Annotated in this window: 20 protein-coding genes; 9 read left to right on the top strand and 11 right to left on the bottom strand. The window is 62.6% G+C overall.

Annotated elements, in window-relative coordinates; genetic code table 11:
* Nucleotide 1 precedes the first annotated feature (1 nt).
* Nucleotides 2–814 carry a phasin family protein gene (locus tag M5B42_RS06835; protein WP_248745515.1) on the top strand — a complete coding sequence of 271 codons (813 nt, stop codon included), beginning with the start codon at nucleotides 2–4 and terminating at the stop codon, nucleotides 812–814.
* Between the two features lie 280 nt (nucleotides 815–1,094).
* Here M5B42_RS06835 and M5B42_RS06830 read toward each other — a convergent pair whose 3' ends face one another.
* From M5B42_RS06830 to M5B42_RS06785, 10 genes are all read right to left on the bottom strand, one after another.
* On the bottom strand, nucleotides 1,095–1,715 hold the full coding sequence (locus M5B42_RS06830; RefSeq protein ID WP_152737764.1) for a TetR/AcrR family transcriptional regulator: 621 nt from the start codon (nucleotides 1,713–1,715) through the stop codon (nucleotides 1,095–1,097).
* Nucleotides 1,716–1,777: 62 nt separating this feature from the next.
* Nucleotides 1,778–3,460 carry a class II poly(R)-hydroxyalkanoic acid synthase gene (gene phaC, locus M5B42_RS06825; RefSeq protein WP_248745362.1) on the bottom strand — a complete coding sequence of 561 codons (1,683 nt, stop codon included), beginning with the start codon at nucleotides 3,458–3,460 and terminating at the stop codon, nucleotides 1,778–1,780.
* Between the two features lie 129 nt (nucleotides 3,461–3,589).
* Nucleotides 3,590–4,447, bottom strand: coding sequence for a poly(3-hydroxyalkanoate) depolymerase (gene phaZ / locus M5B42_RS06820; RefSeq protein ID WP_103496428.1), 858 nt, complete (start codon nucleotides 4,445–4,447; stop codon nucleotides 3,590–3,592).
* Nucleotides 4,448–4,603: 156 nt separating this feature from the next.
* Nucleotides 4,604–6,283, bottom strand: a complete 1,680-nt coding sequence (gene phaC, locus M5B42_RS06815; protein ID WP_248745361.1) for a class II poly(R)-hydroxyalkanoic acid synthase — start codon at nucleotides 6,281–6,283, stop codon at nucleotides 4,604–4,606.
* A gap of 241 nt (nucleotides 6,284–6,524) precedes the next feature.
* On the bottom strand, nucleotides 6,525–6,905 hold the full coding sequence (locus M5B42_RS06810) for a DUF971 domain-containing protein (RefSeq protein ID WP_103495041.1): 381 nt from the start codon (nucleotides 6,903–6,905) through the stop codon (nucleotides 6,525–6,527).
* A 125-nt stretch (nucleotides 6,906–7,030) separates the two neighbouring features.
* Nucleotides 7,031–8,368, bottom strand: coding sequence for an ATP-dependent protease ATPase subunit HslU (gene hslU / locus M5B42_RS06805; RefSeq protein WP_103495040.1), 1,338 nt, complete (start codon nucleotides 8,366–8,368; stop codon nucleotides 7,031–7,033).
* A 44-nt stretch (nucleotides 8,369–8,412) separates the two neighbouring features.
* The gene (gene hslV / locus M5B42_RS06800) at nucleotides 8,413–8,943 is read right to left on the bottom strand and encodes an ATP-dependent protease subunit HslV (RefSeq protein ID WP_103495039.1); all 531 of its coding nucleotides are present in this window, start codon (nucleotides 8,941–8,943) and stop codon (nucleotides 8,413–8,415) included.
* Between the two features lie 180 nt (nucleotides 8,944–9,123).
* A complete protein-coding gene (locus M5B42_RS06795) occupies nucleotides 9,124–9,834 on the bottom strand; it encodes an SPOR domain-containing protein (protein ID WP_152737761.1) in 711 nt (236 codons plus the stop codon).
* A 1-nt stretch (nucleotide 9,835) separates the two neighbouring features.
* Nucleotides 9,836–11,572: an arginine--tRNA ligase gene (gene argS, locus M5B42_RS06790; protein WP_248745360.1), complete on the bottom strand. Its 1,737-nt coding sequence runs from the start codon at nucleotides 11,570–11,572 to the stop codon at nucleotides 9,836–9,838.
* Between the two features lie 285 nt (nucleotides 11,573–11,857).
* On the bottom strand, nucleotides 11,858–14,077 hold the full coding sequence (locus tag M5B42_RS06785) for a primosomal protein N' (protein WP_248745359.1): 2,220 nt from the start codon (nucleotides 14,075–14,077) through the stop codon (nucleotides 11,858–11,860).
* Between the two features lie 186 nt (nucleotides 14,078–14,263).
* Between M5B42_RS06785 and rpmE the strand changes: the two genes are divergently transcribed.
* Together rpmE and M5B42_RS06775 are read left to right on the top strand one after the other, a co-directional pair.
* On the top strand, nucleotides 14,264–14,485 hold the full coding sequence (gene rpmE, locus M5B42_RS06780) for a 50S ribosomal protein L31 (protein WP_100940403.1): 222 nt from the start codon (nucleotides 14,264–14,266) through the stop codon (nucleotides 14,483–14,485).
* 288 nt (nucleotides 14,486–14,773) lie between these two features.
* A complete protein-coding gene (locus M5B42_RS06775; protein WP_103495035.1) occupies nucleotides 14,774–16,042 on the top strand; it encodes a malic enzyme-like NAD(P)-binding protein in 1,269 nt (422 codons plus the stop codon).
* 216 nt (nucleotides 16,043–16,258) lie between these two features.
* On the opposite strand, the gene M5B42_RS06770 is transcribed toward M5B42_RS06775, so the two are convergent.
* The gene (locus M5B42_RS06770) at nucleotides 16,259–18,694 is read right to left on the bottom strand and encodes a penicillin-binding protein 1A (protein ID WP_248745358.1); all 2,436 of its coding nucleotides are present in this window, start codon (nucleotides 18,692–18,694) and stop codon (nucleotides 16,259–16,261) included.
* 203 nt (nucleotides 18,695–18,897) lie between these two features.
* On the opposite strand from M5B42_RS06770, the gene M5B42_RS06765 reads away from it, so the two are divergent.
* From M5B42_RS06765 to aroK, 6 genes are read left to right on the top strand one after another with little or no spacing between them, the layout of a single operon-like run.
* Nucleotides 18,898–19,962 (top strand): pilus assembly protein PilM, encoded by a 1,065-nt coding sequence (locus M5B42_RS06765; protein ID WP_177101498.1) that lies wholly within the window; start codon nucleotides 18,898–18,900, stop codon nucleotides 19,960–19,962.
* Nucleotides 19,962–20,528, top strand: a complete 567-nt coding sequence (locus tag M5B42_RS06760) for a PilN domain-containing protein (protein ID WP_248745357.1) — start codon at nucleotides 19,962–19,964, stop codon at nucleotides 20,526–20,528. The genes M5B42_RS06765 and M5B42_RS06760 overlap by 1 nt, the downstream gene beginning before the upstream one ends.
* On the top strand, nucleotides 20,525–21,154 hold the full coding sequence (gene pilO / locus M5B42_RS06755) for a type 4a pilus biogenesis protein PilO (RefSeq protein WP_103495032.1): 630 nt from the start codon (nucleotides 20,525–20,527) through the stop codon (nucleotides 21,152–21,154). Before M5B42_RS06760 ends, pilO begins: the two co-directional genes overlap by 4 nt.
* Complete coding sequence (gene pilP, locus M5B42_RS06750) at nucleotides 21,151–21,678, top strand: type 4a pilus biogenesis lipoprotein PilP (protein ID WP_248745356.1); 528 nt, start codon at nucleotides 21,151–21,153, stop codon at nucleotides 21,676–21,678. The genes pilO and pilP overlap by 4 nt, the downstream gene beginning before the upstream one ends.
* A gap of 11 nt (nucleotides 21,679–21,689) precedes the next feature.
* Nucleotides 21,690–23,765, top strand: coding sequence for a type IV pilus secretin PilQ (gene pilQ / locus M5B42_RS06745; protein WP_248745355.1), 2,076 nt, complete (start codon nucleotides 21,690–21,692; stop codon nucleotides 23,763–23,765).
* Between the two features lie 4 nt (nucleotides 23,766–23,769).
* Nucleotides 23,770–24,288 (top strand): shikimate kinase AroK, encoded by a 519-nt coding sequence (gene aroK / locus M5B42_RS06740; RefSeq protein ID WP_103495030.1) that lies wholly within the window; start codon nucleotides 23,770–23,772, stop codon nucleotides 24,286–24,288.
* The last annotated feature ends 106 nt before the right edge of the window (nucleotides 24,289–24,394 follow it).

Here is a 24,394-nt window from a genome sequence, read left to right as displayed (position 1 = left end):
GATGGCTGGCAAAAAGAATACCGAGAAAGAAAGCAGCTCGTGGATCGGGAAGGTTGAGGAGTACTCCCGCAAAATCTGGCTTGCTGGTTTAGGCGTGTACTCGAAGATCGATACCGACGGCAGCAAACTCTTCGAGACCCTGGTGAAAGACGGCGAGAAGGCCGAGAAACTCACCAAGACCGCCGTCGACAAGAAAGTCGATGCGGCCAAGGACTCCGCCAGTTCGGCCAAGTCGCGCATCGCAGGGGTCAAGGACCGTGCGCTGGGCAAGTGGGACGAGTTGGAAGGGGCTTTCGACAAGCGCTTGAACAGCGCCATTTCGCGCCTGGGCGTACCGAGCCGCAATGAAGTGAAAGCGCTGCACAGCAAGGTCGATACCTTGACCAAGCAGATCGAGAAACTGACGGGTGAAGCCGTGACTCCGGCTTCGAAAAAAACAGCAGCGGCCAAGCCTCTGGTTAAAGCAGCGGCCAAACCTGCTGCCAAGCCTGCGGCGAAAACCTCGGCAGCCAAGCCGGCAGCGAAAGCAGTTGCCAAGCCGGCAGCGAAACCTGTCGCCAAGCCCGCCGCCAAACCGGCAGCAGCGGCGAAACCGGCTGTGAAACCAGCGGCCAAGCCTGTGGCAGCTAAACCGGCCGCGAAACCTGCGGCCAAACCGGCAGCGGCGAAAAAGCCTGCTGCCGCGAAGCCGGCTCCTGCTGCGGCAGCCAAGCCTGCCGTGGCTCCGGTATCGGCGGCCAACTCGGCCGCTCCGGCGCCGGCATCCGCTCCAGCGGCTACGCCAGCAGCACCGACGCCTGCTTCTCAAGCCTGAGTCGTCGCCCGCTGAATGAAAACGCCCGGCCTGTGAAGGTCGGGCGTTTTTGTGTGGGGCTGTCGAGCACCGCTCTTGTAGGAGTCGGCTTGCTGGCGATGGGGTCCGAAAGTCTTGCATCGCCCTGAGGGACGCCTTCGCGGGCAATCGAGCGTCGACCGGCCGCTCCTGCAGTCCTCTGTCGTACACAAAATCAGCGAACGACGAAGTACTGTAGGAGCGGCCGGTCGACGCTCGATTGCCCGCGAAGAGGCCAGCACTGGCGCTACAGAAGATAACGTTAGTCGTGATCTTCGAGATACCGCAACGCCATCTGCTCCGTCACCAACCGCGACGAGGGCAGCAGATGCGGGGCCACCAGCATCATGATCTGGTACACCACCAGCCGCACTTCACCCTCCCGCCCAAGAATCCGCTGGTAATCCAGGGAGAACAACAGCGTCAGGGTAATCTGCTCCACCAACTGCCCAAGGGCCTGGGTTTCACTCAGCAGCATGCCCTGCGCCTTCAGTCGCGCCAGCAACGACGCCAACGTCCGCTTGAGGGCATTGAGCAGGTTGCGAATGCCCTTGGCCAGCTTGGGCAAGCGCCCGGACAGATTGGACAGGTCCTGGAACAGAAAACGGTAATGGGCCAGTCGCTCGACGATCAGATGCAGGAAGAACCAATAATCCTCGGGCGCCAGCCGCGCGTCGGCCGGCGGGTCGAGCAAGGGTGCCAGCTCGGCCTGGAAACGCTCGAACAAGCCCAGCACCAGCGGCTCCTTGCCATGGAAATGGTAGTAGAGGTTGCCCGGACTGATCCCCATTTCATTGGCCACCTCCATGGTCGAAACGTTGGGCTCGCCTTTCTGGTTGAACAGTTGCAGGGCGCATTCAAGGATCCGGTCGCGGGTTTTCATCCAGTCTTCTTAGGTCGTTCCGACCGTTCGCCACGGCTGTGGGCAGCCGTGGCCGGTAATCATCAGCGCACTCGCACATAGGTGCCGGGTGCCGCCTCCATGGGTGGGTAATTGGCGTTGCCCAAGGTCATCTGGGTTTCACGTTGCGCTCCCGAACGCTCCTGGATCCAGCCCAGCCACTGGGTCCACCAACTGCCGTCGACCTGCTTGCCGTCGTAGTACCAGGCCCGCGGATCGCTGCTCAGCCGGGGGTTGTCGATGTAGTTGGCCTTGGGGTTGCTCGGTGGGTTGAGGATGCTCTGGATATGCCCGCTGTTGGACAGCACGAACCGGCGATTGCCCCCCAGCAGCAGGGTCGAGCGATACACCGCGTCCCAGGGCGTGATGTGGTCGTTGATACCCCCGACGCTGAAGCTGTCGACCGTGACTTTTTGCAGGTCGATGGGCGTGCCGCAGACTTCCAGGCCGCCCGGATGGCTCAGCGGGTTGTGCTTGAAGAAGTCCAGCAGGTCGCCGTGAAAGGCCGCCGGCAGGCGGGTGTTGTCGTTGTTCCAGTAGAGAATGTCGAACGCCGGCGGTTCCTTGCCCAGCAGGTAGTTGTTGACCCAGTAGTTCCAGATCAGGTCGTTGGGCCGCATCCAGGCGAAGACTTTCGCCATGTCGCGGCCGTCGAGTACACCTTGCTGGTAGGAGCGGCGCTTGGCGGCTTCCAGGGTCTGCTCATCGGCGAACAGCATGGCCGGGCCGTCCAGCTGGCTGTCGAGCAGGCTGACCAGGTAGGTGGCGCTGGATACCCGGCGCAGTTGTCGTTTGGCCAGCAGGTGGCCCTGCAGGGCGGCGATGGTCAGGCCGCCGGCACAGGCACCCATCAGGTTGACCTCGCGGCTGGCGGTGATCGCCCGGCACACGTTCAGCGCTTCTTCCAGCGCCTCGACGTAGCTGGACAGGCCCCATTCGCGATGACGCACATCCGGGTTGCGCCAGCTGACGATAAACACCTGCAGGCCGTTCTTCAGCGCGTACTGGACGAAGCTGTTGGACGGGCTGAGGTCGAAAATGTAGTACTTGTTGATCTGCGGCGGCACGATCAACAGCGGCTTGGCGTACTGTTTTTCGCTCATGGGCTTGTACTGGATCAGTTCCAGTTGCTCGTTGCGAAACACCACCGAGCCGGGGGTGGTGGCCACGGTCTTGCCGACTTCGAACGAGTGCTTGGTGACCTGGCTGGGCAAGCCGTTGTTGTGCAGCAGGTCATCCACCAGGTGGCTGATGCCGCGCACGATGCTGTTGCCGCCGGAGTTGAAGACTTCCTTGACCGCCAGCGGATTGAGCAGGGTATTGGACGGCGCCATGGCGTCGTTGAGCAGGGCGAAGACAAAGTGCGCGCGGGCGCGGTCATCGTCGCTCATCCGGCTCTCGTCGATCCAGTGCTTGACCTGTTTCTGCCAGGCCAGGTAGGCCTGCAGGCTGCGTCGGTAGAACGGGTTCAGGCTCCAGGCCGGGTCGGCGAAGCGCGGGTCGTGGGGGTTGGGCTTGTACGGTGTGTCACCGAGCAGCACCTTGCCCAGTTGCCCGCCCAGGGCCAGGGCATGCCGGGCAGTATGGATCGGGTTGCGCAGGCCGTGGACGGCCACGCTGCGCAGGGTGGAAAACAGATCCCGGCCGCGCAGACCGGTAATCGCACTTTGTGCGTTGATGAACGCGGCGGGTGTGGGCATCGAGCCCGTCGCTGGTTTGTCTCGCATGAGTCAACACTCCTTCGTCATCAAGCTATCAACCAACACAGGGGACCGCGACGGACGGGGGTGTCGGTCGCTGACCTTGTGCGCCGCACGGACGTCCTGCCCGTGTGCGCTTACTACCAGGGAATACTCCTAGGTGCTTTTGAGCGGCGCCGGTTGTGGATGCATCACCGCCCGTTGGCGTTCTTCCTGGAGGAATTTCATGATGATCGGCGCGACGGCCTCGGCCCGGGTGATCAGGAATAAATGACCGTCGTCGATTATGTGTAGCTGGGCATTGGGGATTCGCCAAGCCAGCAGGCGCATATTGATCAGTGGAATCAGCGGATCGTCATCACCGGCCAGCACCAGGGTCGGCTGGCGGATCCTGTGCAGCCAGTGGATGCTGGTCCAGCCGAGGCCCGCGAACAGTTGCCAGTAGTAACCGAGCTTGCCGGCGGAGCGGACCTTGGCGGCATGCTCGGCGGCCAGGTGCGGGTCGCGGCGAAAGGCGCCGCCGTAGATGGTCGGGGCAATGCGGATCACGTGGGACGGCTGGATATAGCGCCGTGGACTGGCCATGTTCCACAACACCTTGGGCTTGCCCGGAACCATCACCGCACCGGCGGCGGTGGCGGCGAGGATCAGCTTCTTGCAGCGTTCCGGGTAGTCATGGGCGAATTGTTGCGCCAGGGCGCCGCCCCAGGACACGCCCACCGCGTTGACCTGGCCGTAATCCAGGTAGTCGAGCATGCGCGCGGTGAGCTTGGCCAGGCCGGGGAAGCGATAGGGCCGCTTGGGGGTCGACGAGCCGCCGACGCCGGGGACGTCGAAGGCGATGACTTCCAGGTCCGGGTCCAGGGCATGGACGAACGGAAACACCAGCTCCAGGTTGGCGCCGATGCCGTTGAAAATCAGCAAGGGCGTCATATGAGGCTTGCCGGGGCGAACCGCGGTGCGGATGGTCTGGCCATCCAGATCGATGGTTCGGAAGATAAACGGTTGCGGCATGCTCGAAGCCCTGTGGTTAAAACCTGTTTGCAGCCCCGGCTCCGTAGGAGCGAGCTTGCTCGCGGTGGTTGCCGGGACGCCGCGGGGTGTCAGGTTTCCCGCATTATAGTTGGCCTCCATCGCGAGCAAGCTCGCTCCTACAGGGTGAGGGCTGTTCTAGCGCTCGTGCACGTAGGTGCCCGGTGCCGCCTCACCGGCCGGGTAGGCCTTGCTGCCCAGGCTGGTCGGTGATTTCTTCAGTTTGCCCGAGCGCTCGGCCTGCCACGCTTGCCAGTGCAGCCACCACGAATCGGTGTGTTTGGTGGAGTTTTCCTGCCAGTCGTCGGCCTTGGCCGGCATCTCGGTGTTGGTCATGTAGCGGGATTTCGGGTTGCCCGGCGGGTTCAGGATGCTCTGGATATGGCCGCTGCTGGACAGCACGAACTCGACCTTGCCGCCGAACAGCTGCGCCGACTTGTAGCAGGACTTCCAGGGCGTGATGTGATCGTTGGTGCCGGCCAGGGCAAAGATATCGGCGTCGACCTTCTTCAGGTCGATCGGCGTACCGCACACTTCGAGGGCATTGGGGCGTATCAGTGGGTTGTTCTTGAACATCTCGATCAGGTCGCCGTGGAAGGCGGCCGGCAGGCGCGTGGTGTCGTTGTTCCAGAAAAGGATATCGAACACCGGCGGCTCGTTGCCCAGCAGGTAGTTGTTGACCCAGTAGTTCCAGATCAGGTCGTTGGGGCGCATCCAGGCGAAGACCTTGGCCATGTCGCTGCCTTCCAGCACGCCGGCCTGGTAGGAGTGGCGCTTGGCGGCTTCGAGGGTCTGTTCGTCGACGAACAGCGCGACCTGGGTGTCGAGGGTGGTGTCGAGCACGCTGACCAGCAGGGTCAGGGCGTTGACCTTCTTCTCGCCCAGGGCGGCGTAGTGGCCGAGCAGGGCGGTGCAGGTGATGCCGCCGGAGCAGGCCCCGAGCATGTTCACGTCCTTGCTGCCAGTGATGGCGGTGACCACGTCGACGGCTTCTTTCAAGGCGTCGATATAGGTCGACAGGCCCCACTCGCGCTGGGCCTTGGTCGGGTTGCGCCAGCTGACGATAAAGGTCTGCACGTGGCTGCGCAGGCAGAAACGCGCCAGGCTCTTGTCGGGGCTCAAGTCGAACACATAGAACTTGTTGATCTGCGGCGGCACCACCAGCAGCGGCCGCTCATGCACCTGCTCGGTGACGGGGCTGTACTGGATCAGTTCCAGCACATCGTTGCGAAACACCACCGCGCCTTCGGTGGTGCCCAGGCTCTTGCCGACCTCGAAGGCGCCCATGTTCACCTGGCTGGGCATGCCGCCGTTGTGCACCAGGTCCTTGGCCAGGTTCGAGAGGCCGTCGAGCAGGCTCTTGCCGCCGGTTTCGAAGAAGCGCTTGACCGCCGCCGGGTTGGCCGCGGTGTTGGTCGGGGCCATGGCCTCGGTCATCAGGTTGATGACGAAGTGGCCGCGACTGATGTCCTGTGGCGACAGCGAACTCTCATCGATCCAGGCATGGAGCTCCTTGCGCCAGGCCAGGTAGGTTTGCAGGTAGCGCCGGTACAGCGGGTTCTGGCTCCAGGCCGGGTCGCTGAAACGACGGTCATCGCTTTCCGGCTGCAGGCCGGACTTGCCCAGCAGTACGTTCTTGAGTTCGACGCCGAAATGGGCGACATGCTTGACGCTGTGGATGGGTTGTTTGATGGCTTGGGTCAATACCATTCGTGCAGAAGTAAGAAGATCCTTTCTACGCAAGCCGACGACGGGGTTCAGGCCCAGGGTGTTTTCCGAGGCTTGCCGCTGCAGGTCATCGTTGTTCTTGTTACTCATCTACGACGCTCCATTGTCCTGAGACGAGTACCGGGTACAGCTGTGCAAATGGCACAGCGAATGCCAAGTACTACTGCTCGGGTGACCGTTGATTGCACATCGTTAAATGCACGGAACTTGCCAGCTCCATTGGTTACCCGAGTTTGATTTTTTTCGCAAGCGGGCCAATCGTTAGCCACGCCGTGGGGGATTGAATCAGATGTGATTAGAAAATGCCCTCCAAAACGACCAGAGGTCCGGATTAGAGCATCAGCCTGACGACGGACTCGGACGGGTCGCGGGATTTTCCGGCGGCTTTGAGTTCGGCAAGATAATCGGCCCACAAGTCATCCTGGCGACGGGCGAGCTCGTAGAGGTAGTCCCAGGTGAACAGTCCGCTGTCATGACCGTCGTCGAAGGTCAATTTCAGTGCGTACTGGCCGGCGGGTTCGAGTTGGCTCAAACCGACGTTGAGCTTGCCGAACTGGAGGATGGGCTTGCCGTGGCCCTGGACCTCGGCCGAAGGCGAGTGCACCCGCAGGAATTCGGCGCTCAGGTGGTATTCCTCGTCCGGACCGTATTTGAGGGTCAGGGTTTTCGAGGCTTTGTGCAGGTTGATGGCGGTGGGGAGTCGGGTGGTCATGGGAAGCCTGCGATCCGTCTGTGTAAGCGAATCCTGTAGGAGCAGGGCTTGCCCGCGAAGGGGGCCTTGAGGGCGCTAAAAGCTTCGCGGGCAAGCCCTGCTCCTACAGGGGCGCGGTGTGCTCCTTAGAGGATATACCGCGACAGGTCTTCGTTCTTCGCCAATTCACCCAGGTGGCTGTTGACGTACTCGGCGTCGATGCGGATCGGCTCTTCGCTGTGGGTGCTGGCCAGGTCGCCGGCGCTGAACGAGACTTCCTCCAGCAAGCGCTCGAGCAGCGTGTGCAGGCGACGGGCACCGATGTTCTCGGTCTTCTCGTTGACCTGCCAGGCGATTTCCGCCAGGCGCTTGATACCGTCCGGCATGAACTCGATGGTCAGCCCTTCGGTTTTCAGCAGTTCACGGTACTGCTCGGTCAGCGAGGCATGGGGTTCGCTGAGGATGCGCTCGAAGTCTTCCGGGCTCAGGGCCTTGAGTTCGACACGGATCGGCAGGCGGCCTTGCAGCTCGGGCACCAGGTCGCTCGGTTTGCTCAGGTGGAACGCGCCGGAGGCGATAAACAGGATATGGTCGGTCTTGACCATGCCCAGCTTGGTGTTCACCGTGCAGCCTTCGATCAGCGGCAGCAGGTCGCGCTGCACGCCTTCACGGGAGACATCGGCACCGCCGACATTGCCGCGCTTGGCGACCTTGTCGATTTCGTCGATAAACACGATACCGTGCTGTTCCACCGCTTCCAGGGCCTTGGCCTTCAACTCCTCGTCGTTGACCAGGCGCCCGGCTTCTTCGTCACGGACCAGCTTGAGCGCGTCCTTGACCTTGAGCTTGCGGCTCTTGCGCTTGCCCTTGCCCATGTTGGCGAACAGGTTCTGCAACTGGTTGGTCATTTCCTCCATGCCTGGCGGCGTGGCGATCTCGACGCCGAACGACTCGGCCACTTCGATTTCGATTTCCTTGTCATCCAGCTGGCCTTCGCGCAGGCGCTTGCGGAACAGCTGGCGGGTGTTGGAGTCCTGGGCCGGGGCGGCATCTTCGTTGAAACCCATGCGTGCCGGTGGCAGCAGGGCGTCGAGGATACGTTCCTCGGCGGCGTCTTCGGCGCGATGGCGGACCTTGACCAGCTCCTGCTCGCGCAGCAGCTTGATCGCGGCGTCGGCCAGGTCACGGATGATCGATTCGACGTCACGGCCGACATAGCCGACTTCGGTGAACTTGGTCGCTTCGACCTTGATGAACGGGGCGTTGGCCAGTTTGGCCAGGCGCCGGGCGATTTCGGTCTTGCCGACACCGGTCGGACCGATCATCAGGATGTTCTTGGGGGTCACCTCGACGCGCAACTCCTCGGGGAGCTGCATCCGCCGCCAGCGGTTGCGCAGGGCAATGGCGACGGCGCGCTTGGCATCGTCCTGGCCAATGATATGGCGATTGAGTTCGTGGACGATTTCGCGGGGGGTCATGGACATAATATGTGGGTCCTCAAGCGGGAACGGGCAGCCGGACAGGCTGGTTATTCCGCGAGGTCCTGCTCCTCGATGGTGACGTTGTGATTGGTGAAGACGCAGATGTCAGCGGCGATACCCAGGGCGGCTTCGACGATTTCCCGGGCCGACAGATCGGTTTTCTTCAACAGTGCGCTGGCCGCGGCCTGGGCGTAGCCACCACCGGAGCCCATGGCGATCAGGCCGTTTTCCGGTTCAACGACGTCGCCGTTGCCGGTGATGATCAGTGAAGCATCTTTGTTGGCGACCGCCAGCATGGCTTCCAGGCGACTCAGGGAGCGGTCGGTACGCCACTCCTTGGCCAATTCGACAGCGGCGCGGACCAGATGACCCTGGTGTTTTTCCAACTGGCCTTCGAAACGCTCGAACAGGGTGAAGGCGTCGGCGGTGGCACCGGCGAAACCGGCGATGACTTCGCCGTGGTAGAGGCGCCGGACTTTTTTCGCGTTGCCCTTCATGACGGTGTTGCCGAGGGAAACCTGGCCGTCGCCGCCCATGACGACTTTGCCGTGGCGACGAACTGAAACGATGGTGGTCAAGGGAGAATCTCCACGCAGCGGGGCGAAAATGCCTGATGGAAACTCATATGGGGGTGGTGGTGGGTTTTTCAACCATGGGCGGGATGAGGGGATGAGTGGTGTAGGCGGGCGAGGTTTGTTTTGTCTGAACGATAGAGGGCACGAGGGCGGCAAGCACCGCCCCCACGGGCTTCGCGCTCGTCAGCGACTCTGGCGCTGTTGCAGCAGCAGATTGTTGAAACCGCTGCCGGCCAGTTGTTTCTGTGCCTTGGTCAGTTGTTCGCGATTGCTGAACGGTCCGACCAATACCCGGTACCAGGTCTCGTCCTTCACAGTCCCGGACTCCACCGCTACGGCCTGCCCGAGCAGGATGATCTGCGCCCGGACCTTGTCCGCATCGGCTTCCTTGCGGAACGAGCCGGCCTGCAGGAAGAACTGCGTCACCGCTGCCGGCTTGGCCACGGCCACGGGCGGCGGCGGTGGAGGGGTAATCCCGGACAGCGCGGCCTGGGCCCGCGCGGTGTCGATCTTCGCCGCTTCGGCCGGGGTCACCGGGGTGGTTGGCGTCGGCACGGTCTGCGGCGTCGGCAGGGTTTTCTCCGGCACGGCTTCCGGTGGCACGATGACTTCCGATTCCGGCAGCAAGGTGTAGAAGTCGTACTTGGGCTTGACCGGCTGGGTCGGGCTCGGTGGGGTCTTGTTGGCTTCGGCGATCTTGCTCGCCTTCAGCTGTTCCTGCTTGACCCGCTTGATGTCATCGCCCTTGCCCGGCTCCAGCTTCATCAGGAACACGATAAACGCGCCCACGCCGAGGCCGATTGCCAGCCACAACCAGCCCGGGATCGGCTTTTTCGCAGGAGCTTGGTAACGGCTGGCGCCACGTTTGGGTGCTGGGGTTTTCTTGGCAGCCAACTTACATACGCTCCAGGGTTTCCAGACCCAGCAACTCCAGGCCTTGCTTGAGGGTGCGACCGGTCAGCGCGGCGAGGCGCAGGCGGCTCTGTTTCTGTTCGGCGGTATCGGCGGACAGGATCGGGCAGTTCTCGTAGAAGCTGGAGAACAGCCCGGCGACATCGTACAGGTAGGTGCACAGCACGTGCGGCGTGCCTTTCTCGGCAACGTTGCCGAGCACTTCGCCGAACTGCGCCAGTTTGGCGGCCAGTTCGTGCTCGTGGGGCGCTTCAAGGACGATCTGCCCTTCAACCTGGCTGAAATCCGTGCCCAGTTTGCGGAATACACCGGCCACGCGGGTGTAGGCGTACAGCAGGTACGGCGCGGTGTTGCCTTCGAAGTTGAGCATCAGCTCGAAGTTGAAGCTGTAGTCGCTGGCGCGGTGCTTGGACAGGTCGGCGTACTTGACCGCGCCGATGCCCACCACGCGGGCGATGGTGCGCAGTTCGTCTTCGGCCAGCTCCGGGTTCTTTTCCTTGACCAGCAGGTAGGCGCGGTCCATGGCTTCGGTCAGCAGGTCGATCAGCTTCACGGTGCCGCCGTCGCGGGTCTTGAACGGGCGGCCGTCGGCGCCGTTCATGGTGCCGAAGCCCATGTGCTCCATGTCCATCGGGTGGCCGACGAAGCCGGCCTTGCGTGCCACCGCAAACACCTGCTGGAAGTGCAGGGCCTGGCGCTGGTCGACGAAATACAGCGCGCGATCGGCTTTCAGCACATTGCTGCGGTAGCGCACGGCGGCCAGGTCGGTGGTGGCATACAGATAGCCACCATCGGCCTTGACGATGATCACTGGCAGCGGTTCGCCTTCGGCGTTCTTGAACTCGTCGAGGAACACGCACTGGGCGCCGTTGCTCTCGACCAGCATGCCCTTGGCCCTGAGGTCGTTGACCACGTTGATCAGGTCGTCGTTGTAGGCGCTTTCGCCCATCACGTCGGCCATGGTCAGTTTGACGTTCAGCAGTTCGTAGATCTTCTGGCAGTGGGACAGCGAGATGTCCTTGAAGCGGGTCCACAGCGCCAGGCAATCCGGGTCGCCGGCTTGCAATTTGACCACCAGGCCGCGGGCGCGGTCGGCGAACTCCGGGGATTCGTCGAAGCGTTTCTTGGCCGCGCGGTAGAAGTTTTCCAGGTCCGAGAGTTCGTCGCTGGTAATCGGGTTTTCCTGCAGGTAGGCCATCAGCATGCCGAACTGGGTGCCCCAGTCGCCGACGTGGTTCTGGCGGATCACGGTGTCACCGAGGAACTCGAGGACGCGCGCCACGCCGTCGCCGATGATGGTCGAACGCAGGTGGCCGACGTGCATTTCCTTGGCCAGGTTGGGGGCCGAGAGGTCGACCACTACCCGTTGCGCCGGGCCTGCCTTGTGCACGCCGATGCTGGCGTCGGCCAGGGCGGCGTCGAGGCGCGCGGCCAGGGCCTGGGTGTTCTGGAAGAAGTTGATAAAGCCGGGGCCGGCGATCTCGGCCTTGCTCACGCTGTCGGCGACGGGCAGGGCGGCGATGATTTTTTCCGCCAGGTCGCGGGGTTTGAGACCGGCCGGCTTGGCCAGCATCATCGCGATATTGCTGGCGAAGTCGCCGTGGGTCTTGTCCCGGGTGTTTTCCACCTGGATCGCCGGCGTCAGCCCTTCAGGCAACACACCTTCGGTGACGAGTTGGGTGATGGCTTGTTGGATCAGCTGGCGAATGGTGTCTTTCATGGTCTTCTCTTTCGACCGCATGCGCGGCGGCGCTTCGATGCGCAGGTGGAAAAACTGGGCATTATCCGTTGCCGGGACGAGCTTGCCAACCGGTTACGGACTTGTGGCGTCTGAGCGGGCCTCTTCGCGGGCAAGCTCCGCTCCCACAGGTTCTCGGTTGTACGCAAGGTTGCGGTATGGCTCGGACATTATGGGACTGATGCCACAAGTCCCGAGTCGTTTACAGTATTTGCATACAACTCGGACCTGTGGGAGCGGAGCTTGCCCGCGAAGGGGCCGGTCCGATCAATACAAATCCACCGGATCGACATCCAACGACCAGCGCACCTGCCGCCCGCTGGGCATCTGCTCCAGCACCAGCAACCAACTGCTCAACAATCGGTGCAGCGAGGCCCGGCCATTGGCCTGCAACAACAACTGCGCCCGATAACGTCCGGCCCGGCGCTCCATGGGCGCCGGCACCGGCCCCAGCAGTTCGATGCCGCCCAGGTTCATCTCGGCCAGCAAACGCTCGGCCTCGCTGCAGGCTTCATCGAGAAAGCTCTCGGCCTGCCCCGGCTTATGGGCTTCGGCCCGCAGCAGGGCCAGGTGTGCGAACGGCGGCAAGCCAGCCGCCCGACGCTCGCTCAAAGCCTGTTCGGCAAAGGCGAAATAACCCTGCTCGGTCAGCTGAATCAACAGTGGATGGTCCGCCAGGTGCGTCTGGATAATCACCTTGCCCGGCTCTTCCGCCCGCCCGGCCCGGCCCGCCACCTGGACGATCAACTGGGCCATGCGCTCGCTGGCGCGGAAGTCGCCGGAGAACAGGCCGCCGTCGGCATCGAGGATCGACACCAGGGTCACCCGGGGAAAGTGATGGCCTTTGGCAAGCATCTGCGTGCCGACCAGGATGCACGGCTGGCCTTTCTGGATAGTAGCGAACAGCTGGTTCATCGCGTCCTTGCGCGAGGTACTGTCGCGGTCGACCCGCAGCACCGGGTAATCGGGAAACAGGATGCCCAGGCGCTCCTCGGCGCGCTCGGTCCCGGCACCCACTGGGCGCAGGTCGACCTTGCCGCACTGCGGGCAATTGCGCGGTACCCGCTCGACATAACCACAGTGATGGCAGCGCAGTTCGCCGGAGCGCTGGTGTACGGTCATGCGTGCATCGCAGCGCGAGCATTCGGACATCCAGCCGCAGTCGTGGCACAGCAGTGTTGGCGCAAAGCCGCGGCGATTGAGGAACACCAACACCTGCTGGCCGGCGGCGAGGGTCTGGCCGATGGCCTGCTGCATCGGTCCGGAAATGCCGCTGTCCAGTGGTCGGCTTTTCACATCCAGGCGCAGGAAGCGCGGCTGCTTGGCCCCGCCCGCGCGTTCGTTCAGGCGCAACAGGCCATAACGCCCGGTGTAGGCGTTGTGCAGGCTTTCCAGGGATGGCGTGGCCGAACCCAGCACAATCGGAATGTTTTCCTGGCGCGCGCGCACCAGCGCCAGGTCGCGGGCGTGATAGCGCAGGCCTTCCTGCTGTTTGTAGGAACCGTCGTGCTCTTCGTCAATGATGATCAGACCGGGGTTTTTCATCGGGGTGAACAACGCCGAACGGGTACCGATAATGATGTCGGCTTCGCCGTCGCGGGCGGCGAGCCAGGCGTCCAGGCGCTCGCGGTCGTTCACCGCCGAGTGCAGCAGGGCGATGCGGGCGTTGAAGCGTTGCTCGAAACGCGCCAGGGTCTGCGGCCCCAGGTTGATTTCCGGGATCAGCACCAGCGCCTGCTTGCCGGCTTCCAGGGTCTCGCGGATCAGTTGCAGATAGACTTCGGTCTTGCCGCTGCCGGTGACCCCGGCCAACAGGAAGGCATGAAAACTGTCGAACCCGGCGCGGATCGCTTCGCAGGCGGCGCGTTGCTCGCTGTTGAGTGGCAGCTCCGGTTGCGCCAGCCAGTGTTCGTGACGCTCGCTCGGCGCATGGCGACGAACCTCCACCTGCACCAGGTCTTTGGCCAGCAGCAGGTCGAGGCTGTCCTTGCTCAGCATCAGCTTGCTCAGTAGTTGATGGGCCACGCCGTGGGGATGCTGCGCCAGTGTCGCCAGGGCTTCGCGCTGGCGCGGGGCGCGGGCGATGCGCGGATCGTCGAGGCGGGCGCCGGGGACCATCGACCAGAAGCGGTCCTGGCGCGCTTCGGCCGGCTCGCCCTGGCGCAGCAGCACCGGCAGCGCCCAGCTCAGGGTGTCGCCGAGGCTGTGCTGATAATACTGGGCGGTCCACAGGCACAGCTTGAACAGCGCCGGCGGCAGCGGCGTGCTGGCGTCGAGCAGGGCCGTGGCGCGCCTGAGCTTTTCCGCCGGGACTTCACTGTGCTCGGCGATTTCCACCAGGATACCGATCATCTCCCGGCGGCCGAACGGCACCCGCAGGCGCATGCCGGGCTGCAACGCGTTACGCGGCACACCCTCCGGCGCCCGGTAATCGAACAGGCGGCGCAGTGGCGAGGGCAGGGCAAGGCGCAGGATGGCGTCGGGCACGCGGTTCTCTCTGGGAGGGGTTCGTGGAGGGCGCGAGCCTAGCAGACGGCTCGGGCAGTGTCTTCCCGACGGAGGGCTCGCTGGCCACTTGCGCCGGGCAAAAGGTCTGGTATGATCGCCGGCTAAATTACGTGCGGTGTTCAACAATCGTGTTGAGCGGCGGCACGCCAGCCTGAGGAAGTCCCCATGAAAGCCGATATCCATCCAGCATACGTAGACATCGACGTTACCTGCAGCTGCGGTAACAAGTTCGTGACCCGTTCGACCCATGGCAAAGCTCTGCCAATCGACGTGTGCAACGAATGCCACCCGTTCTACACCGGTAAGCAGAAGACCCTGGACACTGGCGGCCGCGTACAGAAGTTCGCCGACCGTTTCGGCATGTTCGGCGCTGTCAAAAAGGCCTGAGGCTGATCGCTCCGGGAAAAACCGCTGGTTTTTCCCGGTCGATAAAAAAGGCGTCCCCCGTGGACGCCTTTTTTGTGGGCGCTGTTTGTATCAGCGGCCGCCGCATAAAAAATTGTAGACATTTTTCTGCATGATTGTGAACAGTTTATCCCTTGTGTTTCCTGGCTCTTGGGCCAAAGTCGTAGGGACAGGTGCTTGACACCTGTGACTGGTCAGTCTTGTGAGGACTTGGCGACACGCGTATCCTCGGCGGTCCGTCTGTCCCACAGTAAAAAGCGGAATGCCCACATGTCAGATTTGAAAACTGCCGCTCTCGAATATCATGCCAATCCTCGTCCGGGGAAGCTGAGCGTCGAGCTCACCAAAGCCACCGCCACTGCCCGTGACCTGTCGCTGGCCTACAGCCCTGGCGTCGCCGAACCAGTACGCGAAATCGCCCGCGATCCTGAGCTGGCCTACAAGTACACTGGCAAGGGCAACCTGGTTGCAGTCATTTCCGATGGCACCGCGATTCTCGGCCTGGGTAACCTCGGCCCATTGGCCTCCAAGCCAGTAATGGAAGGCAAGGGCGTGCTGTTCAAGCGTTTCGCCGGTATCGACGTGTTCGACATCGAAGTCGATTCGGAAAGCCCGCAAGCCTTCATCGACACCGTCAAGCGTATCTCCATCACCTTCGGTGGCATCAACCTGGAAGACATCAAGGCCCCTGAGTGTTTTGAGATCGAACGTGCTCTGATCGAGCAGTGCGATATTCCGGTGTTCCACGATGACCAGCACGGCACCGCGATCGTCACCGCGGCCGGCATGATCAATGCCCTGGAAATCGCCGGCAAGACCCTGCCGGAAGCCAAGATCGTCTGCCTGGGTGCCGGCGCTGCCGCCATCTCCTGCATGAAATTGCTGGTGAGCATGGGCGCCAAGATCGAAAACATCTTCATGGTTGACCGTACTGGCGTGATCCACGCTGGCCGTGACGACCTGAACCAGTACAAGGCAGTGTTCGCCCACGCCACTGAGAAGCGCACCCTGGCTGACGCCCTGAAAGGCGCTGACGTGTTCGTCGGCCTGTCCGGCCCGAACCTGCTGGACGCTGAAGGCCTGCTGTCGATGGCGGCCAACCCGATCGTGTTCGCTTGCTCGAACCCGGATCCGGAAATCTCGCCAGAGCTGGCTCACGCCACTCGCAACGACGTGATCATGGCCACCGGTCGTTCCGACTACCCGAACCAGGTCAACAACGTCCTCGGCTTCCCGTTCATCTTCCGTGGTGCCCTGGACGTTCGCGCCAAGCGCATCAACGAAGAGATGAAAGTGGCTGCCGCCAACGCCCTGCGCGAACTGGCCAAGCTGCCGGTGCCTCAGGAAGTGTGCGACGCCTACGGCGGTATCAAGCTGGAATTCGGTCGTGAGTACATCATTCCGAAACCAATGGATGCCCGCCTGATCACCCTGATCTCCGATGCCGTGGCCAAAGCCGCGATCGAGACCGGTGTGGCAACCCTGCCGTATCCGAAGAACTACCCGCTGAAAAGCGTGGATGACGTGTTCAACGGCTAAGCTGTTGTAGCGTCAAACAAAAAGCCCCGGCTCGAATGAGCCGGGGCTTTTTTGTGGCTGCCGTTTGAGCGGTGTGGGTCAGCCAGGCTGAACGCGGTCCTTTGTAGGAGCCTGGCTTGCCAGCGAAGAGGCTCTTGAGCCTTGCACCGTTCATGCGGACGCCATCGCTGGCAAGCCAGGCTCCTGCAAGGGCGGCACTGTGGCCGCTCTCTCGGATCAGAACAGATCGATCGGCGCCGCCTCGTCCGCCGGCAGCGGGCTGCCCGGGGCACTGCCGCCATTGCCGATCTCGTTGACCGACGGCGGTGTGTCTTCGCTCTTGAACAGTTCGAAGTAGGCGTTCGGCGTGCCCGGGGTTGCCGCGCGACCGCTGATCGGATCCACCCGCAGGCTGAGGATGCCTTCCGGCTCCGTCTGGGTGTGCAACGGCTTGCCCTTCAGTGCGGCGCCCATGTAGTCCATCCAGATCGGCAGCGCCACGGTGCCGCCGAACTCGCGACGGCCCAGGCTTTCGGGCTGGTCGAAACCGGTCCAGACGGTGGTGATGTAGTCGGCGTTGTAACCGGTGAACCAGGCGTCCTTGGAGTCGTTGGTGGTACCGGTCTTGCCCGCCAGGTCGCCACGGCCCAGGGCCAGGGCACGACGCCCGGTACCGAGCTTGATCACGTCCTCGAGCATGCTGTTGAGGATAAAGGTGGTCCGTCCGTCGACGATCCGCTCGGCCACCGCTGGGGCTTGGGCAGCCGGTGCTGGGGCTTCACTGGTGCTGTTGACGGTGAACGACGGTTGGCTTGGTGCCGCGATGCCGCTGCTGGCCGCCGCGCCGGTCGGCACGCTTGGTGGATTGGCGACGAACAGGGTGTCGCCGTTGCGGCTTTCGATCTTGTCGATCAGGTAGGGGGTGATCTTGTAGCCGCCGTTGGCAAAGGTGCTCCAGCCGGTGGCAATTTCCATTGGCGTCAGGGTTGCGGTACCCAGGGCCAGGGACAGGTTGCGCGGCAGGTCCTGCTTGTTGAAGCCGAATCTGGCGATGTAGTCGATGGTCTTGTCGACGCCCAGGCTTTGCAGCAGGCGGATCGAGACCAGGTTACGCGACTTGTACAGTGCCTCGCGCAAGCGGATCGGGCCGAGGAAGGTGTTGGTGTCGTTTTTCGGCCGCCAGACCTTGTCCAGGTATTCGTCGACGAACACGATCGGCGCATCGTTCACCAGGCTGGCCGGGGTGTAGCCGTTGTCCAGCGCGGAGCTGTAGATGAACGGTTTGAAGCTCGAACCCGGTTGGCGCTTGGCCTGGGTGGCGCGGTTGTAGTTGCTCTGTTCGAAGGCGAAGCCGCCGACCAGTGCACGGATCGCGCCGTTTTGCGGGTCAAGCGAGACCAGGGCACCCTGGGCCACCGGTACCTGGCTGAACTTCAGGCTGTTGTCGGCCTGGCGCTGGACGCGGATCAGGTCGCCGACCTGGGCTACGTCGGACGGTTGCTTGGGGGTGGCACCGAGGCTGTTGGTGTTGAGGTACGGACGGGCCCACTTCATGCTGTCCCAGTTGACGATTTCCGGGCCGTTGCGGGTCAGCACGTGCAGGCTGGCCTTGTCCACCTGGGTGACGATGGCTGGGTCCAGACCGCTGATGGTGCGCTGCTTGCCCAGCTCGGCGATCCAGGCGTCACGGGTCTTGCCCGGCAGCCGCGATTCCGGTCCACGGTAGCCGTGGCGCTGGTCGTAGGCGATCAGGCCTTCTTCAATCGAGTGGTTGGCCAGCTCCTGCAGGTTGCTCGGCACGGTGGTGGTGACGCGGAAACCTTCGGTGTAGGCTTCGCTGCCATAGCGACCGACCATTTCCGCACGGGCCATTTCGGCGATGTACGGCGCGTTCACTTCCGGCGTCGGTACGTGATAGCTGGCGTTGATCGGCTCGACGATGGCGGCCTGGTAGGCGGCCTCGTCGATCTTGCCCAACTTGTACATGCGGCCGAGGATCCAGTCGCGGCGCTCTTTGGCGCGCACCGGGTTGGCCAGCGGGTTGAACCGCGACGGCGCCTTCGGCAGGCCGGCGATCATGGCCATCTGGGCCAGGGTGATGTCACGGATCGACTTGCCGTAATAAACCTGAGACGCCGCTTCGATACCGTAGGCGCGGTTGCCCAGGTAGATCTTGTTCACGTACAGCTCGAGGATCTCGTCCTTGGTCAGCTGGCGCTCGATTTGCAAGGCGAGAAGAATTTCGTTGGTCTTGCGCGAGAAGCTACGCTCGCTGGACAGGAAGAAGTTCTTCGCCACCTGCATGGTGATGGTGCTGCCGCCGGACTGGATGTGCCCGCTCTTGACCAATTGGGTCGCGGCGCGCATCAGGCTGCTGGGGTCTACGCCATAGTGGTTGGCGAAGTTGTCGTCTTCGGCGCTCAGCAGGGCGTTGATGAAATTGGGCGGAATATCTGCGAATTTAAGGGGCGAACGGCGCATCTCGCCGAATTCGGCGATCAGCTTGCCATCGCTGGTGTAGACCCTGAGCGGAATCTGCAATTGTATGCTGCGCAAAGTCTCGACGGACGGCAGGCCCGGACTAAGATAAAGAAAAGCGCCGCTCAGGACGAGCAGCAGCCCGCAGAACACGGCGACGAAAGACCACCCGAAAAACTTCAGCAGACGAATCAAGGCTTGTGGATTTCCAGATAAAAGAATGGGTTAGGCGTCAGGCTAAATTCGCAGCAAGCGCTGGTTCGGCGATTCGGAAAAAAACGCTGGGCATTATAAGCATTTTTGGGCGTGAGCGTCATTTGCGCTTATGTCAAGACTGCTATTAAATGCCCATCATCATAAAGGGTCCGTAAGTCGCGGATAGTAATAGGGAATCGGTAGTGCTTGGACTCTTTGGCAAAAAAGCGCATTCGCTCCTGGGGATCGACATCAGTTCCACCTCGGTAAAGCTCCTCGAATTGAGCCGCTCAGGCAATCGATATCGGGTCGAGTCCTACGCCGTGGAACCGTTGCCAGCCAATGCCGTGGTCGAAAAGAACATCGCCGAGCTCGAAGGCGTCGGGCAGGCCCTTGCACGGGTGCTGCTCAAGGCCAAGACCCATGTGCGCGGCGTGGCCGTGGCCGTGGCCGGTTCCGCGGTGATCACCAAGACCATCGAGATGGATGCCGGGCTTTCCGATGACGAAATGGAAAACCAGCTGAAGATCGAGGCCGACCAGTACATTCCCTATCCCCTGGAAGAAGTGGCCATCGACTTCGAGATCCAGGGTTATTCGGCGCGCAATCCCGAGCGTGTCGAAGTCCTGCTTGCCGCCTGTCGGAAAGAAAACGTCGAGGTCCGCGAGGCAGCCCTCGCCCTGGCCGGGCTCGAAGCCCAGGTGGTCGATGTCGAGGCCTACGCCCTGGAGCGCTCCTTTGGCCTGCTCGCCGCGCAACTGGCCAGCGACCACGAGAAGCTGACGGTGGCGGTGGTGGATATCGGCGCGACCATGACCACCCTCAGCGTCCTGCATAACGGCCGCATCATCTATACCCGCGAACAATTGTTCGGCGGTCGCCAGCTCACCGAGGAAATCCAGCGCCGCTACGGCCTGTCCAACGAGGAGGCGGGGCTGGCGAAGAAACAGGGCGGCCTGCCCGACGACTACGTCGCCGAGGTGTTGCAGCCCTTCAAGGATGCGGTGGTCCAGCAGGTGTCGCGTTCCCTGCAGTTCTTCTTTGCCTCCGGACAGTACAACGATGTCGACTACATCCTGCTCGCCGGCGGCACCGCGTCGATTGCCGGGCTCGATCACCTGATCCAGCAGCGGCTCGGTACGCCGACCCTGGTGGCCAACCCCTTCGCCGACATGGCCTTGAGCAGCAAGGTCAATGCCGGGGCCCTGGCCAGTGATGCGCCGGCCCTGATGATCGCTTGCGGTCTGGCCTTGAGGAGTTTCGACTGATGGCGCGGATCAACCTTCTGCCCTGGCGCGAGCAACTGCGTGAAGAGCGCCGCAAACGTTTCCTCACCGCCCTGGTCGGCGTATTGGTGGCGGCGGTCGGCGTGGTGTTGCTGACCGACCAGTACTTCAGCGGTGCCGTCGACCGCCAGGTCGCGCGCAATGCCTACATGAACAAGGAAATCGCCCAGCTCGACGGCCGGATCAAGCAGATCAGCGAGCTCAAGGCACGTCGCCAGCAACTGATCGAGCGTATGAAAATCATCCAGGACCTGCAGGGCAACCGCTCCATCAGCGGGCGGATCTTCGATCAACTGGTGCGGACCCTGCCGGACGGCGTGTATTTCACCGCAGTGAAGATGACTGACAAGACCATCGCGATCACCGGCGCGGCCGAGTCCAACAACCGGGTGTCGGACCTGATGCGTAACCTCGAGGCCTCCGATTGGCTGACCGCGCCGACGCTGACCGAGGTCAAGGCGACCACCGCCGGCGCGGTGGACCAGGCCAACACTTTCCAGCTGAGCGTGCGCCAGACCCAGCCGAAACCAGAGGGGGCGGTTAAATGAATGTCTCCCTCTGGTTGGAAAACCTGCGCAAGGTCGATCTCGGCGACCTCGATATGCAGAACATCGGCTCCTGGCCGGCGGTGGTCAAGGTCGCTAGCGGGATACTGACCGCGATCCTGGTGCTGGCCCTGGGCTACAACTTCTACATCAAGGACCTCACCGATCAACTGGACCAGCAGCGCTTGACGGAAGTGACCCTCAAGGAGCAGTTCGCCACCAAGGCCCACCTGGCCGCGAACCTTGAAGCCTATACCCGGCAGATGGAGGATATGGAAACCTCCTTCGGCACCCTGCTCAAGCAGTTGCCGAGCGACACCGAGGTGCCGGGGTTGCTGGAGGACATCACGCGCACGGGGCTGGGCAGCGGGCTGGAGTTCGAGGAGATCAAGCTCCTGCCGGAAGTCACCCAGCAGTTCTATATCGAGCTGCCGATCCAGATTACCGTGACCGGTGCCTATCACGACCTGGCCACCTTCGTCAGCGGCGTGGCGGCCCTGCCACGGATCGTGACCCTGCATGATTTCGAGATCAAGCCGGTCGTAGCCTCACCGGCCGGCGGCACCAAATTGCGCATGAGCATCCTGGCCAAGACTTATCGCTACAACGACAAGGGGCTGCAGAAATGAGCCGCTTGCATGGGATCTGCCTGGCCCTGTTGACGCTGATGCTGGCCGGTTGCGGCAACAGCAACGACTTCAGCGACCTCGATGCGTACATGAAGGAAGTGCGCGCGCGGCCGGCGGGCAATATCGAGCCGACGCCGAAATTTCGCGCCTTCGAGATGTTCACCTACAGTGCCGCTGCGCTGCGCAGCCCGTTCCAGCCGCCGGTTAAGATCGATCTGGTCAATCGCCAGAAAGGTTCCCACGAGGTCAAGCCTGATCCGAATCGGACCAAGCAATTCCTCGAGGGCTTCAATATCGAGCAGTTCGAAATGGTCGGTACCCTCTCCAACGCCAGTGGCACCTTTGCCCTGGTGCGTGGGGCCGGCGGTGTCCATCGATTGAAAGTGGGCGACTACCTGGGCCGCAATGATGGCCGTATCGTGGCTATCACTGATTCCCAGGTCGAGGTGATCGAGATCGTTCCGGACGGCGAAGGCGCCTGGCTGGAACGACCGCGCTCCATCCCTTTGAAAGAGCACTCATAGTGGAATTCGATATGAACAGGATTATTTCATCCCTCGGCATTTCGCTATGGATAGCGCTGGTGTCGCCGATGGTGTTGGCGGCCAACCTGCAAAGCCTGGATGTGGCGGCGCTGCCCGGAGATCGGGTCGAGCTGAAGCTGGGCTTCGACAGCCCGCCCGCCGCGCCCCACGGCTACACCACCGACCAGCCGGCGCGTATCGCCCTGGACCTGACCGGTGTCACCAGCCAATTGGTCAAGAAGACCCGCGACCTGGGCGTGGGCAACGCGCGCAGCGTGACCGTGGTCGAAGCCAAGGATCGCACGCGGCTGATCATCAACCTGACCAAGCTGGCGCCTTACAGCACGCGTATCGAAGGCAGCAACCTGTTTGTGGTGGTAGGCCAGGGCGGCGGTTCGAGCGCTCCGGTCCAGGCCGGCGCGCCAAGGCCCGCCACGGCGGTATCGGTGCCACCGCGAGCGGTGCCCAGGCCCTATGTGGCGGCAGGCCGGGCGATCCGCAATGTCGACTTCCAGCGCGGCGAGCAGGGTGAAGGCAATGTGGTCATCGAACTGTCCGATCCGACCATCAGCCCGGATATCCAGGAGCGTGGCGGCAAGATCAGCGTGGATTTCGCCAAGACCCAGTTGCCCGATCCCCTGCGGGTGCGCCTGGACGTGAAGGATTTCGCCACCCCGGTGCAGTTCGTCAACGCCAGCGTGGTCGCCGACAAGGCGAGCATTTCCATCGAGCCCAGCGGCGCCTTCGATTACTCGACCTACCAGACCGACAACAAGCTGACCATCAGCGTGCGCCCGCTCACCGTCGACGACCTGCAGCGGCGTAATGCCGAGCGTTTTGTCTACAGCGGCGAAAAGCTCTCGCTGAACTTCCAGGACATCGACGTGCGTTCGGTGCTGCAACTGATCGCCGACTTCACCAACCTCAACCTGGTGGCCAGTGACACGGTGCAGGGCGGTATCACCCTGCGCCTGCAGAATGTGCCCTGGGACCAGGCGCTGGACCTGGTGCTGAAAACCAAGGGACTGGACAAACGCAAGATCGGCAATGTGCTGCTGGTGGCCCCGGCGGACGAGATTGCCGCCCGCGAGCGCCAGGAACTGGAGTCGCAGAAGCAGATCGCGGAACTGGCGCCCCTGCGCCGCGAGCTGTTGCAGGTCAACTACGCGAAAGCGGCGGATATCGCCAAATTGTTCCAGTCGGTGACCAGTGCCGAGTCCAAGGCCGACGAGCGCGGCTCGATCACCGTGGATGATCGCACCAACAACATCATCGCCTACCAGACCCAGGACCGCCTCGACGAACTGCGGCGCATCGTCGCCCAACTGGACATCCCGGTGCGCCAGGTGATGATCGAGGCACGGATCGTCGAAGCCAACGTCGGTTACGACAAACAGCTCGGCGCCCGTTGGGGCGGCAAGATCAGTGGCGGCAACTGGAACACCTCGGGCGGCTCGCCGACTCTTTCCAAGCTGACCGGCCAGAGCGCCAGCACCCCGTTCGTCGACCTTGGCGCCACCACCGCCACTTCCGGGATCGGCATCGGTTTCGTGACCAACAACACGACCCTGGACCTGGAACTCAGTGCCATGGAAAAAACCGGTAACGGTGAAGTGGTGTCCCAGCCCAAGGTGGTCACTTCCGACAAGGAAACCGCGAAGATCCTCAAGGGTACGGAGATTCCGTACCAGGAATCCAGCTCCAGCGGCGCGACCTCGGTGTCTTTCAAGGAGGCCTCGCTGTCCCTGGAAGTGACCCCGCAGATCACCCCGGACAACCGGATCATCATGGAAGTGAAGGTGACCAAGGATGAACCGGACTACCAGAACGTGCTGAACAACGTGCCGCCGATCAAGAAAAACCAGGTCAACGCCAAGGTCCTGGTCAATGACGGCGAGACCGTGGTGATCGGTGGCGTGTTCTCCAATACCCAGAGCAAAACCGAAGAGAAGGTGCCATTTCTCGGCGATGTGCCGTATGTTGGCCGCCTCTTCCGTCGAGACATCGTTTCGGAAGCAAAATCCGAGCTGCTGGTATTCCTGACTCCGCGTATCATGAATAACCAGGCGATTGCTGTGAGTCGTTGATTCTGTGCGAAATTTGATTCTTGTAGGGCCTATGGGGGCTGGAAAGAGCACCATAGGCCGATTGCTGGCCAAAGAGCTGCGCCTGCCTTTCAAAGATTCCGACAAGGAAATTGAACTGCGTACCGGTGCGAATATTCCGTGGATCTTCGACAAGGAAGGCGAACCCGGCTTTCGCGACCGCGAGCAGGCGATGATTGCCGAGCTGTGCGCGGCCGACGGCGTGGTCCTGGCCACCGGCGGCGGCGCGGTCATGCGCGGCGAAAACCGCCAGGCCTTGCACGCCGGCGGTCGGGTGGTCTACCTGCACGCTTCTGTGGAGCAGCAGGTCGGGCGCACGGCCCGTGACCGCAACCGGCCGTTGCTGCGCACCGCCGACCCGGCCAAGACCCTGCGCGACCTGTTGGCGATCCGTGATCCGCTGTACCGGGAAATCGCCGACCTGGTGGTGGAAACCGATGAGCGGCCGCCACGCATGGTGGTATTGGACATCCTTGAACGCTTGCAGCAGCTGCCTCCCCGTTAAAGCGCGGGAGGAAATGCGCTATCCTCGACCACCGACATGCTCGGTGTCGGTCATGGCTTGAAGCCATCGGGCCGCGTCGATACCAGACGCCGCCGACAATCGTTAA

The organism is Pseudomonas sp. MWU12-2037 (genome assembly GCF_023242345.1).
Lineage (GTDB): Bacteria > Pseudomonadota > Gammaproteobacteria > Pseudomonadales > Pseudomonadaceae > Aquipseudomonas > Aquipseudomonas gingeri_D.
The sequence above is the reverse complement of the archived record's forward strand: the minus strand, read 5'-3'. Positions and strand labels throughout refer to the sequence as shown.